Origin of the sequence: Cloacibacterium sp. TD35, assembly GCF_028864635.1 — a bacterium.
GTDB lineage: Bacteria > Bacteroidota > Bacteroidia > Flavobacteriales > Weeksellaceae > Cloacibacterium.
In genome coordinates this window covers 2356473-2368973 of sequence record NZ_CP104850.1, presented here as the reverse complement: position 1 = coordinate 2368973, position 12501 = coordinate 2356473, and the positions used below count along the sequence as shown (strand labels likewise).

The following is a 12501-nucleotide window of genomic DNA, read 5'->3' as shown; positions in this document are numbered from 1 at the left end:
ATTAAATCATAAATCTCATACCAATGACAACCTTTTACAAAGTTTTTTTAGTGCTTTTTATTATATTTTTAGGAGTTAATCTTTATGCAATAGACTGGAATTTAGGTTTTATGCATTCAGATAACAATAAATTCTTATTCTCCATAGTCGCATCTATTATAGGAATTTTAGTTACTCTGGTCATGAATACTTGGAAAAAACTTTCACAGAAAAATAGTTAATAAAAATCCGCTTCTAGAAGCGGCTTTTTTTATTGTAAATGATGAAGAATAGCTTGAGACTTCAGTTCGGTTTCTCGCCATTCTTTTTCTGGCGAAGAAAGTGCCGTAATTCCGCCACCGGCAAACGCTATTACTTGATTTTTGTAAATTTTAGCACATCTAAGATTCACAAAATAATAAATTTCTTCATCAGTTTCTATTTTAATGTAGCCTGCGTAAAATTCACGGTTATATTGTTCGATTTCTATAATTTTTTCTTTACAAAATTCCTTCGGAATTCCACAAACTGCAGGAGTAGGATGGAGTTCTTCAATTAATTCTTCAAGCCTTTTGTCTTCAATTTTAGCAGTGAAATCAGTTCTGAGATGCTTAATGTTTCCCGAAATATGATTATAAGTTTCACTCTGTGTAATTTCGGAAGAATATTTTTTTAAAATTTCAGAAATATAATGGGTAACAGGTTTTTGTTCTTCAATTTCTTTTTCGCTCCATTCTTCATCTACGGGAAGGGTTCCGGCTAAACTCATGGTGAAAAGCTCATGTGTTTTTTTATTGAATTTTCCCAAAATTTCAGGAGTTGCACCTATCCAAATTTCTTCATCAGAAATGAGAATATAACAAAGTGTATTGGGATATTTTTTGCAAAGTAATTGGTAAGTTTTTTCTAAATTGATGGAAGAAATTTCTCTAGCAATAGGTCTAGAAATAACCAGTTTTGGCAAGTTATTTTGCTTGATGATTTCAATCGCTTTTTCTAATTTTTGTAGATATTCTTCATGCTGAGGAATATTCATTTCAGCATTGTTTTCAAGAAAATTTTCTACCTCAAAAAAAGAAGATTTGAGCTCTTCTGAAGTACAGATTTCTAGATGATCTGCTTGTAAATGAATGGTTTTTCCTTTGGTGAAAGGAAAAAAAGAAGCCACATTTCTTGCAGCTTCATGATGATGTATCAGTATAAATTTTTCGTCAAAGGGTAATCTGAAAATAGCTTTCATTACTTTTCTATTTTTCGGTTAATCACCATATTCGTCATCGTAGAATGACACAGTAAACTTCCGTTTTCGTCTTTTATTTCTATTTCCAGAAAATGGAGCGTTTGTCCTTTTCTAATCATTTTAGCCGTTCCTGTAACTGTTCCCTCTGTTTTACTTTTGAGGTGATTAGAATTAATATTAGTTCCTACAGCAGCTTTTCCTTCGTGAGCTACCAATATATTAGAAAGACATGAGCCTAAACTTTCAGCAAATGCAATGTTAGCACCACCATGCAATAAACCTAATGGCTGATGAACTCTAGAATTTACGGGCATAGTTCCTACCAAATAATCGTCTCCTAAATCGGTAAAAACGATTTCTAAAGTTTCCATTAAAGTGTTTTTATTCCAAAGGTTGAGCTGTGCTAATTTTTCTTCGTTGGTTATCATAAAAATTCAACTTTTAGATTAGTAGATTTTTGGATTCCACTTTTCTGGATATTTTGGAGTGATTTTTTTGTAATATTCTTGTAATTCTTCCATGATGCTTTCGTAGCTTCTGGTCTGAATGTCTTCGGCAGAAATTTGTTTACCTAAATGAATACTTTTGGTTTTAAAATCTCCAGCAGCGATAACGATAGGAACGTTTGATTCTTTTGCCATGTGATAGAATCCTTTTCTCCATTTGTTAACAAGACTTCTTGTTCCTTCTGGTGTAATCACTAAGCTGAAATCATCTTTTGCAAATTCATTTTTTACAAAATTAACCAAGTCATTTCTTTGGCTTCTATCGATTCCAACTCCTCCCAATGCTTTTACGATAAAACCGTACCAAGCCTTAGTATGAGCATCTTTAATGATAACTTTTAATTTCTTATCAAGAACCCAATAAGCTAGATTTCCTAAAATGTATTCATCATTAGCAGTGTGTGGAGCTACGACTAAAACGCAACGGTCTAAATTACTTGCGGGACCTTCTAACACAATCTTCCAACCCCAAACCCAAAGGATAAACTTTGCGATAATTTTTTTAATAAATTTCATATATTTCTCTTTAAAAACAAAACAAGTAACCCTAGCAAAAAGGTTACTTGCAAATATAATTATTTTATAGATTATAATCTTTCTAAAATAGACTGCTGATGAACTCCATTATTTTCATCACGATTTCTAAGACAAATTGTATCATAATTTCTAGTGTTTTTTGTTTGTTTTATGTGAGTTTCATTCACTTAGCGAAGGTATTAATTATTTTTAATTTTAAAATATTTTATTTGTTAAAATTTTCTAAAAAAAATCAAAAATAGGCTTCGTTTTTGTTGCTTAGTTTCTAGCGTAGGGTTGCAGAAGTTTCTGTTGTTATCATCAGCAACCCAACTAAACTAGAACTATTTATTTCTTAGTGTTAATTTCTATCTTAGAATCTCCATCTTTAATTGAAATATTAAGGTCTTTTAAATTTTCTAAATCTTTTAGACTGTTAATATTTTTGATGTCTTTTTCTAAAATGCTGTCTGCAACTTTTTTAGGATATTTTTTTCCGTTGATAATTACACTGTCAGCATTTTCAGAATCGTATTCTATAGTAGTTCCGTTGATGTTTATTTTATTTTTTTCTATGACGATATCTCCATTATTATTGTTATTATTTTCTTCGTCATCATCTATTCCGTTTGCATTTAGGTCACCGTTTACATTTAGATGCTCGTTTCCTTTTGCAACTTTCATGTCTTTTGGTACCACCAATTCATAATCTACACTGTAATGTCTGAATCTGTATTGGTAAGGATAACTTACGAAATTTGGTAATAAAATTTTGTTGCCTACCACTTCTACAGGAACATTAAGTTCTAGAGGTTTATTGTAACCTTCCGCATATTTTTTGATGATGAGGTAAGGCTGAGTAATATTAGCATTTCTTACTACTTCTACATTTGGATAATCTTCTTCGAAAACCATTTTCTTGTCTGAGAAAATATCATCATCATAAGCAGTGTAATTCGCTGGAATGTTTACTTGTTTTTTGTCAATGATAAGGCTGTCTGTAGGTTGTACATTGATGGAAATATTTTCAGTTTCTTCTTTGTCACCTTTGTAAGACATATCTATTTTTGCCATGTTTACTCCGAAATAAGTTCCTAAAAGAACAATTGCTAAGAATAAACCACCTAATACATATCCTAAGTTTCTTAATTTAGTTTTAGGAGATAATAATTTGATGCTGATTAAGCTGAAAAGAACCGCAGGAAATAATGTTCCTAATACAATCAGAGAAGAAAGGATATATTTCATTCCGCCATCGTCAAACAAGAAGTTCATTTTGCTTACACCAGGAAAATCAGGATTTCCAAATAAATTGAAAAAGAAGAATAAACCGATGATTGCTCCAAGTGCCAAGAAAGCGAAAATAGCACCAAAAAGAACTCTTAAAACATTTAGCAATCCGCTACCAGCAGAAGTTACTACAGGTTTAGCTTCATTGTACATTTCGCCAACTTTTGCAGTAGATTCATTGGCAAACTTTACGATATTGCTAGATTCTTCTTTTAAGTTGTCGAAGTTTAATGGTTTACCTTTCATTTTAAGAAAATCTGCTGCAGTTTCTGCTTTAGGAAGGATAATCCAAAAAACTACATATAAGAAAATGATAAGAGTAGTAGAGATCCCGGCAGTGAACAATCCTAAAAATGCTACACCAAACCAGATGACTCTCATCCAAGTTACATCTATTCCAAAATAGGCAGCCAGACCAGAGCAAACACCTGCTAATTTCATGTTTTCTGGGTCACGGAACAGTTGTTTTTGCTGTGCCGAAGAAAATGAAGGTCTTGATTTTTTATTGGCAGTTTTATCAGAAAAATAAGCTTCTTCTTGTTCTTCTATTACTTCTGGTTTACCAATTTGGGCAATTACTTTTTCTATATCATCATCATTTACCACTTCTCTTTTTCCCATGTTATCTTTTAGAATTTCTACAATTCTAATTTCGATATCATGCATAATTTCGTCTGCTTCTGATTCCTCTAGAGAACTTCTCAGTGCAGTGAGGTAGTCACTCAGTTTTATGTATGCGTGTTCTTCTATTACGAAAGAAAAACCAGCAAGTCCTATTGATAATGTTTTGTTCATAGTTTAGTTTTTATGATGTTTTGGTGATTTGGTTTACAGATTCTGTTAATTCATTCCAAGTATTTTGTAATTCTGCTAAAAAAGTTTTTCCTTTTTCAGTAATTTGGTAGTATTTTCTTGGCGGTCCACTGGTAGATTCTTCCCATCTGTAAGCAAGAAATTCTCCATTTTTCAATCTTGTAAGTAGCGGATAAAGAGTTCCTTCTACTACATCTAGCTTTCCTTTTTTGAGTTCGTCTATTAAATCAGAAACATACATTTCTTTATTATTGATAAGGCTCAAAATACAGAACTCTAGAATTCCTTTTCGCATTTGCGCTTTGGTATTTTCTGTGTTCATGTTTTTTAGTTATTAGTGGTTTTTATGATTTGTTGTAACATTCATTTTACGAATTTTTTTCTGTTGAACAAAAATAGGTATTTTTTAGTAATATGCAATGCAAAGTAGTAATGCAAAAAAAATATATTACTATTTTCTTTCTTCGAAGTAGTGAATCGTTCTCGTTTTTGGTAAAAGTAACCAAAGTAAAAAATAGACGAATACGACCATAAACGTAGAAATTCCCGCTGAAAATATTCCGAAGAATGCTAGTAAGAACCATGCTACTCTTACTAAAGATACATCTATCCCGAAATATCTTCCAAGTCCTGAACAAACACCAGCGATTCTTCTATTGTCTCCATCGCGAGTTAATTTTGCTCTACAACCAGTGTGATATTGGTTTTCGTTTTGTTGATAAGTTTTCATATACAATTTTTTTAGTGTTTTATATTTTAATGATTTTATTATTTTCTTATGCAAAGATATATATAAAATTCAGTATTATGCAATACAAAGTAGTAAATATATTTTAATAATTTATTTAAATCATTGATAATCAGGTGTAAAAATTTCACATATGAATTTTGATAATTTTTGTTTTTGACAAAAATCACGTTTTCATTGTAACATCTGTTACCGAAATTGGTGAAAACCAACCGTAATTTTGCACTATAAATTTTATTTCACTTAAGAAATGAAGTTTTTTAATCCATTAAAGATTTACAGATGAAAATACTAATAGTAGGAGGAGTTGCAGGAGGCGCAACAGCAGCAACTAGATTGAGAAGACTCTCAGAAGAAAACGAAGTCATTATTTTTGAAAAAGGACAATATGTAAGTTTTGCGAATTGTGGTTTGCCTTATCATATCAGCGGAACGATTGACAAGAGAGACGCTCTTTTATTGCAAACACCAGAATCTCTTAAAGAAAGATACAACTTAGATGTAAGAGTTTTTACAGAAGTTTTATCTATTTATACAGACGAGAAAAAAGTCTCTGTCAAAAATTTACAAACCGGCGAAATTTACTTAGAGAGCTATGACAAGTTATTGCTTTCTCCAGGTGCGGAACCTATAAAACCCCCTTTTGAAGGAATTGATTCTGATAAAATTTATACGCTCAGAAATATTCCTGATATGGATAAAATTGTAGCAAAGACCAAAAATGCGCAGAATTTTGTAGTTGTAGGGGGAGGTTTCATTGGCTTAGAAGTTGCCGAAAACCTAATTGAAGCTGGGAAATCTGTGAAATTGGTAGAACTCGGCAATCAAGTAATGGCACCTGTAGATTTTGATATCGCAAGTTTCGTTCACGAAAAAGCCAAACAAAAAGGGCTTGAATTGTTGTTAAACGTTGGCGTAGAAAAATTCAATGACAAAGGTGAAACCATAGAAGTGTTCTTAAATAATGGAACTTCTGTAGAAACTGATGCTGTAATTCTTGCAATCGGTGTAAAACCAGAAACCAAATTAGCAGTAGAAGCTGGTTTAGAAATTGGTGAAACCCGAGGGATTTTGGTCAATGAATTTATGCAAACTTCGAATCCAGATATTTACGCGGTAGGGGATGCAATAGAAGTGACTCACTATATCAATAATAAAAAAGTTTTGATTCCTTTAGCTTGGCCTGCAAATAGACAAGGTAGAATAGTAGCAGACAATATCGTTTTAGGAAATCAATATAAATATACAGGAAGTCTAGGCTCTTCTATTTTGAAATTTTTTGAACTTTCTGTAGCCTCAACTGGGTTGAATGAAAAAACATTAAAACGTTTCGGTATTCCTTATAAAACAGCCATTGTAACACGCGGTCATCATGCTGGTTATTATCCTGGAGCAAAAAATATGGTTCTGAAAGTAATTTTTGATGAAAATGGTAAAATTTTCGGAGCTCAAGCTGTTGGCGAAGCTGGTGTAGATAAAAGAATAGACGTAATCGCGACGGCCATCAAAGGAAATCTTACGGTTTATGATTTGCCAGAAATAGAAATTACGTATGCTCCTCCTTTTAACTCAGCGAAAGATCCTGTAAATATTGCAGGGTATACTGCAGAAAACATTTTGAAAGGAGATTTAGAAATGGTGAATTATGATGAATTTTGGGATTTTGTAAAAGAAAATGATGCTGTAATTCTAGATGTAAGAACTTCTAAGGAATTTTCTGGTGGGCATATAGAAGGTGCTTTAAATATTAATGTAGATGATTTACGAGCAAATCTCGAAAATTTAGATAAAAATAAAACATATGCCATTTATTGCCAAGTTGGTTTGCGTGGTTATTTAGCGAATAGAATTCTAAAAAATAACGGCTTTAAAGTAGTTAACCTAAACGGAGGGTATAATCTTTGGTCAAAAGTTCAATCATAGTAATAGTTTTTTTGTTAGCAAGAAGGCTTCAGAATTTCTGAGGCCTTTTTTATTGATTATTGATACAAAATATGATTTTCGTCACAAATCATCAAAACATGACAAATGTATGCTCTTGATTGTCAGTCTTTGGCTGTTAATATTAATAAATTTGTTAGTCAAATTAAAAATAAAATGGAATTTTACAATCAAGACTTAACCAAATACACTGATTTACATGCGCATAGCACGGGAACGGGTTCTGTGAGAAAAAGTAAGCCAGAGTATGTACATTTTTTTCCTCCTTGTAATAACGCTTGTCCAGCTGGCGAAAACATTCAGGCTTGGCTTTCTCTTGCTCAAGAAGGAAAAATAGAAGACGCTTGGAGAAAACTCACCGAGCAAAATCCTATGGCTGCAATTCATGGGAGAGTTTGTTATCATCCTTGCGAAAATTCTTGCAACAGAAAAGATTTAGACTCTTCGGTAAGTATTCACGCGGTAGAAAGATTCTTAGGAGACGAAGCACTTAAAAATAATTGGCAATTTTATCCTCCTAAAACACTTACGGGTAAGAAAATTATGATTGTAGGTGCAGGTCCTTCTGGACTTTCGGCAGCGTATCATCTTAGAAAATTAGGTCACGAAGTAACTATTTTCGAAGCAGGACCTGTTGCTGGAGGGATGATGAATTTCGGGATTCCTGCGTACAGAATGCCTAGAAATATTCTTCAGGCAGAGATTAAAAGAATTGAAAATTTCGGAGTAAAAATTGTTCTGAATTATAAAGTACAAGATATTCTCAAAGAAAAAGAAAATGGTGGTTTTGATGCGGTTTTTGTAGCTATTGGAGCGCATTTAGCCAAAAAAGTAAATATTCCAGCTCAAGAAGCGAGTAAAATTTTAGATGCGGTTTCTTTCTTGAAAGAAGCTGATGAAAATAGCGATAATAAACCACTTTTAGGAAGAAGAGTTGCGATTTATGGCGGTGGAAATACCGCAATGGATGCAGCTAGAACTGCCAAAAGATTAGGGGCAGATGAAGCCATGATTATTTACAGAAGAGACCGTGAACATATGCCTGCTCATGAATTTGAGGCAGATGAAGCATTAAGCGAAGGGGTAAAAATCCATTGGTTGAGCTCTATTAAAAACATGGAAACCTCTTCAATCACCGTTGAAAAAATGCAAGTGATTGACGGAAAAGCGGTTCCAACTGGCGAATACGAAACTTTAGAAGCAGACTCTTTAATTCTAGCTTTGGGTCAAGAAGCAGATACAGATTTCTTAAAAAACATAGAAGGAATTACCTTCAAAGAAGATGGAACTACAGTTGAGGTAAATCCATCAATGATGACAGGTTATCCAGGAATTTTTGCAGGCGGTGATATGGTTCCTAGTGAAAGAACCGTAACGATTGCTACAGGTCATGGTAAAAAAGCAGCTAGAAATATTGATGCTTGGCTTAGAAATACTACTTACGAGAAACCTGCCAATAATCCTTTGGTAACGATTGAGCAGTTACAAATTTGGTTTAAAACCAATGCACAAGCTAAACAGCAACAGCACTTAGATTTAGAAAAAGCGGTAGAAACTTTTGACGAAATTGTAGCAGGTTATACCACAGAAGAAGCAGTTTACGAAGCTCAACGTTGTCTCTCTTGCGGAAATTGTTTCGAGTGTGACAGTTGTTATGGAGCGTGTCCAGAAGGTGCGATTTCCAAAAATGGAAAAGGAGAAGGTTACACCATCAATTATGATTTGTGTACAGGTTGTGGCGTTTGCGCAGAACAATGTCCTTGTCACGCTTTAGATATGGTTTTAGAACATTAATGAATTAAAAACAATGAAAAATCAAAATAAAATAATAGCAACCATAGACGGCAACGAAGCTGCTGCTTACATCGCGTACAGAGTAAACGAAGTTTGTGCCATTTATCCTATTACGCCATCTTCTACTATGGCAGAACTAGCAGACGAATGGGCGTCAAAAGGAATTAAAAATATCTGGGGAAATGTTCCCGAAATTATAGAAATGCAAAGTGAAGGCGGTGCAGCAGGTACTGTACACGGTTCACTTCAGGCAGGTGCTTTAACCACAACTTTCACCGCATCTCAAGGTTTAATGCTCATGCTTCCAAATATGTACAAAATTGCAGGGGAGCTAACCAGTGCAGTTTTTCACGTTGCGGCGCGATCTTTGGCAGCGCAAGCTTTGTCTATTTTTGGTGACCATCAAGATGTAATGGCAGCCAGAACTACAGGTTTTGCAATGCTTTCTTCTACAAGTGTTCAAGAAGCGCATGACATGGCGCTCATTGCACAAGCTACTACTTTAAGAGCGAGAATTCCTTTCATTCATTTCTTTGACGGTTTCAGAACTTCTCACGAGGTGAATAAGATTAATCTTTTAAATGATGATCAAATCCGTGCAATGATAGATGATGAATTGGTGATTGCACATAGAAATAGAAGTCTAAACCCAGATAAGCCTTTCGTAAGAGGAACTGCTCAGAATCCAGATGTTTATTTCCAAGGAAGAGAAACTTCTAATCCTTTTTATGCTAAAATTCCTACCATTTTAAAGGAAGAAATGAAGAAATTCTCTGAAATTTCAGGCAGAAATTATGCTCCTGTAACGTATTACGGGCATCCAGAAGCAGAAAATGTTATCGTAATTATGGGTTCTGGAGTAGAAACAGTGATTCCAACTTCAGAATTTCTCAATAAAAATGGAGAAAAAACAGGTGTTCTTAAAATCTCGTTGTTCAGACCATTCCCAAATGAAGATTTTATTTCGGTTTTACCAAGATCAGTGAAAAAAATTGCCGTTTTAGATAGAACCAAAGAGCCAGGAAGCAATGGCGAACCTATGTATCAAGATGTTTTGGTTTGTCTTACAGAAGCGCTCACCAATGGAACTTTAGATAAAATGCCGAAAATTATTGGTGGTAGATACGGACTTTCGTCTAAAGAATTTACACCAGCTATGGTAAAAGCGGTTTATGATAATTTAAAAACTGAAAATTCTAAAAACCATTTTACGGTAGGGATTACAGATGATGTAAGTTTTACCAGTATTAATGTAGATTATAACTTTAAATTAGATGATTCTGGATGGAACCAAGCACTATTTTTCGGTTTGGGAGCAGATGGAACCGTAGGCGCGAATAAAAACTCGATTAAGATTATTGGCGAAAATACAGAACTTTCAGCGCAAGGATATTTCGTTTATGATTCTAAAAAATCTGGAGCGAAAACCGTTTCTCACCTTCGTTTTGGGCACGAACCAATTGAAGCACCTTATTTGATTTCAAAAGCAAATTTCATCGCTTGTCATTTCTTCAAATTTTTAGAAAATGAAGATATGCTCAGTTTTGCTAAAAATGGAGCGAAATTTTTATTGAATTCGCCTTATTCTAAAGACGAAGTTTGGGATAAATTGCCTTATCAAGTTCAGCAACAATTGATTGAAAAAAACATTAAATTTTTCGTTATAGATGCCAATGAAGTTGCCGAAAAAACAGGAATGCGAGGCAGAATTAATACCATTATGCAAACTTGTTTCTTTAAGCTTTCAGGAGTTTTACCAGAAGATGAAGCAATTAAGCAAATTAAAAAAGCAATTGAAAAAACGTATATCAAAAAAGGTCAAGCTGTAGTAGACAAAAACTTTGAAGCGGTAGACCAAACTTTGGCGAATTTGTTTGAAGTTAAAATCCCAAATGCGGTAACTGCCGAAAAAGGAGAGGAGCAAACTGTTGACGAAAATACACCAGATTTTGTGAAAAATATCACTTATAAAATGATGATTGGCAAAGGTGATGATTTGCCTGTAAGTGCTATTCCTGCTGATGGAACGTATCCAAACGGAACTACAAAATGGGAAAAACGTAATATTTCTGAAAAAGTAGCCCATTGGAATGCAGATATCTGTATTCAGTGTGGAAATTGTAGTTTTGTGTGTCCTCATTCTGTGATTCGTTCTAAATTTTATCACAAAGATTTATTGACCGAAGTTCCAGAAGGTTTTCAATCTGCACCAATTAATGCAAGAGGTTTCCCAGAAACTAAGTTCACACTTCAGGTGTACGAAGAAGATTGTACTGGTTGTAAATTATGCTACGAAGCTTGTCCAGTAATTGATCAAGAAAATGAAGAATTACGCGCGATTAATATTTTACCAAAAAATCCAGACCTTAAAAAACATAGAAAAGTGATTTCTTATTTCGAGAAATTGCCAATTCACGATAAAAATATGGTGAATTATTCTACAGTTCACGGCGTACAATTCTTAGAACCGATGTTCGAGTTTTCTGGAGCTTGTGCAGGTTGTGGAGAAACACCTTACATTAAAGTTCTTACTCAACTTTTCGGTGATAGATTAATGGTAGCCAATGCAACGGGTTGTTCATCAATCTACGGCGGAAATTTACCAACTACACCTTGGAGTTCTAATTCTAAAGGAAAAGGACCAGCTTGGAGCAATTCTCTCTTCGAAGATAATGCCGAATTTGGTCTGGGAATGAGACTTTCTGCGGATAAGCAATTACAAATGGCTCATTATTACGCCGAAAAATTAAAACCAGAGTTGGGCGAAGATTTCATCAATGAAATTCTAAATGCACCTCAAAAATTAGAAAGTCAAATCATCAAACAAAGAGAAAGAGTAGAAATTCTAAAAAATAGATTGCAATTTTCTGAAAATCCAGATGCGAAACACCTCTATTCTCTTGCAGACCACTTGGTTCACCGTGCTGTTTGGCTCATTGGTGGTGATGGTTGGGCTTATGATATCGGAAGTGGAGGTTTAGACCACGCCCTTTCTACAGGAAGAAATATCAATGTTTTGGTTTTAGATACTGAGGTTTATAGTAATACGGGTGGACAAAGTTCTAAAGCAACGCCTACAGCTGCTTCTGCGAAATTTGCAACTGCAGGAAAACGTGTTGGCAAAAAAGATTTGGCCATGCAAGCTATTTCTTACGGAAATGTTTACGTAGCAACCGTTGCAATGGGAGCAAATCCTCAACAAACATTATTGGCAATGCGAGAAGCAGAAGCTTATGACGGTCCTTCATTAATTCTAGCGTACAGTCATTGTATTGCACACGGAATTGATATGGAAAAAGGCTTAAATCAACAAAAAATGGCTGTAGCAAGTGGATATTGGCCATTGATTAGATTCAATCCTGTATTGAGAAAAAATAATAAAAATCCGTTTATCTTAGATTCTATTCGTCCTACAATTCCGTTTGAAGAATATGCGTACAACGAATTGCGCTACCGAGTTCTAAAACAAACGCAACCGCAAGATGCGGAACATTTGATGAAGTTGGCGCAAGAAATTGTAGACCTAAGATGGAAAACGTATGAAGATATGGCTTCACTTGGAGCCGAAAACTTCCAACCGACTTTTTAATTGAGAATTGAAAGTTGAAAATTGAAATTTGAAAACCTCCCGAATTTTGGGAGGTTTTTTTAATTAAGGAAAAATAAAAATCCCC

At 34.2% G+C, this 12501-nt stretch carries 10 protein-coding genes; 4 read left to right on the top strand and 6 right to left on the bottom strand.

Annotated features, from left to right (window positions below; all coding sequences use genetic code 11):
* The first annotated feature begins 23 nt into the window (after nucleotides 1-23).
* Nucleotides 24-221, top strand: coding sequence for a hypothetical protein (locus N7277_RS10960; protein WP_213195567.1), 198 nt, complete (start codon nucleotides 24-26; stop codon nucleotides 219-221).
* A gap of 29 nt (nucleotides 222-250) precedes the next feature.
* On the opposite strand, the gene N7277_RS10955 is transcribed toward N7277_RS10960, so the two are convergent.
* From N7277_RS10955 to N7277_RS10930, 6 genes are all read right to left on the bottom strand, one after another.
* Nucleotides 251-1219: a chorismate-binding protein gene (locus tag N7277_RS10955; RefSeq protein WP_274779577.1), complete on the bottom strand. Its 969-nt coding sequence runs from the start codon at nucleotides 1217-1219 to the stop codon at nucleotides 251-253.
* The gene (locus tag N7277_RS10950) at nucleotides 1219-1647 is read right to left on the bottom strand and encodes a PaaI family thioesterase (RefSeq protein ID WP_446715108.1); all 429 of its coding nucleotides are present in this window, start codon (nucleotides 1645-1647) and stop codon (nucleotides 1219-1221) included. Before N7277_RS10950 ends, N7277_RS10955 begins: the two co-directional genes overlap by 1 nt.
* Nucleotides 1648-1665: 18 nt before the next feature.
* A complete protein-coding gene (locus N7277_RS10945; RefSeq protein WP_274780833.1) occupies nucleotides 1666-2232 on the bottom strand; it encodes a 1-acyl-sn-glycerol-3-phosphate acyltransferase in 567 nt (188 codons plus the stop codon).
* Nucleotides 2233-2589: 357 nt separating this feature from the next.
* Nucleotides 2590-4326, bottom strand: a complete 1737-nt coding sequence (locus N7277_RS10940) for a PspC domain-containing protein (RefSeq protein ID WP_274779576.1) — start codon at nucleotides 4324-4326, stop codon at nucleotides 2590-2592.
* A 10-nt stretch (nucleotides 4327-4336) separates the two neighbouring features.
* On the bottom strand, nucleotides 4337-4666 hold the full coding sequence (locus tag N7277_RS10935) for a PadR family transcriptional regulator (RefSeq protein WP_069797022.1): 330 nt from the start codon (nucleotides 4664-4666) through the stop codon (nucleotides 4337-4339).
* Between the two features lie 129 nt (nucleotides 4667-4795).
* Nucleotides 4796-5074 carry a PspC domain-containing protein gene (locus N7277_RS10930; protein WP_274779575.1) on the bottom strand — a complete coding sequence of 93 codons (279 nt, stop codon included), beginning with the start codon at nucleotides 5072-5074 and terminating at the stop codon, nucleotides 4796-4798.
* Nucleotides 5075-5374: 300 nt separating this feature from the next.
* On the opposite strand from N7277_RS10930, the gene N7277_RS10925 reads away from it, so the two are divergent.
* The 3 genes from N7277_RS10925 (at nucleotide 5375) to nifJ (ending at nucleotide 12416) form a co-directional block, all read left to right on the top strand.
* Complete coding sequence (locus tag N7277_RS10925) at nucleotides 5375-7015, top strand: CoA-disulfide reductase (protein WP_274779574.1); 1641 nt, start codon at nucleotides 5375-5377, stop codon at nucleotides 7013-7015.
* 174 nt (nucleotides 7016-7189) lie between these two features.
* Nucleotides 7190-8827 (top strand): NAD(P)-binding protein, encoded by a 1638-nt coding sequence (locus N7277_RS10920; protein ID WP_274779573.1) that lies wholly within the window; start codon nucleotides 7190-7192, stop codon nucleotides 8825-8827.
* A gap of 13 nt (nucleotides 8828-8840) precedes the next feature.
* Nucleotides 8841-12416, top strand: a complete 3576-nt coding sequence (gene nifJ, locus N7277_RS10915; protein ID WP_274779572.1) for a pyruvate:ferredoxin (flavodoxin) oxidoreductase — start codon at nucleotides 8841-8843, stop codon at nucleotides 12414-12416.
* The last annotated feature ends 85 nt before the right edge of the window (nucleotides 12417-12501 follow it).

Bases quoted from the DNA above. Each gene is read 5' to 3' on its own strand.
- N7277_RS10960 (WP_213195567.1), top strand. From the start codon at position 24: ATGACAACCTTTTACAAAGTTTTTTTAGTGCTTTTTATTATATTTTTA.
- N7277_RS10955 (WP_274779577.1), bottom strand. From the start codon at position 1,219: ATGAAAGCTATTTTCAGATTACCCTTTGACGAAAAATTTATACTGATA.
- N7277_RS10950 (WP_446715108.1), bottom strand. From the start codon at position 1,647: ATGATAACCAACGAAGAAAAATTAGCACAGCTCAACCTTTGGAATAAA.
- N7277_RS10940 (WP_274779576.1), bottom strand. From the start codon at position 4,326: ATGAACAAAACATTATCAATAGGACTTGCTGGTTTTTCTTTCGTAATA.
- N7277_RS10935 (WP_069797022.1), bottom strand. From the start codon at position 4,666: ATGAACACAGAAAATACCAAAGCGCAAATGCGAAAAGGAATTCTAGAG.
- N7277_RS10930 (WP_274779575.1), bottom strand. From the start codon at position 5,074: ATGAAAACTTATCAACAAAACGAAAACCAATATCACACTGGTTGTAGA.
- N7277_RS10925 (WP_274779574.1), top strand. From the start codon at position 5,375: ATGAAAATACTAATAGTAGGAGGAGTTGCAGGAGGCGCAACAGCAGCA.
- N7277_RS10920 (WP_274779573.1), top strand. From the start codon at position 7,190: ATGGAATTTTACAATCAAGACTTAACCAAATACACTGATTTACATGCG.
- nifJ (WP_274779572.1), top strand. From the start codon at position 8,841: ATGAAAAATCAAAATAAAATAATAGCAACCATAGACGGCAACGAAGCT.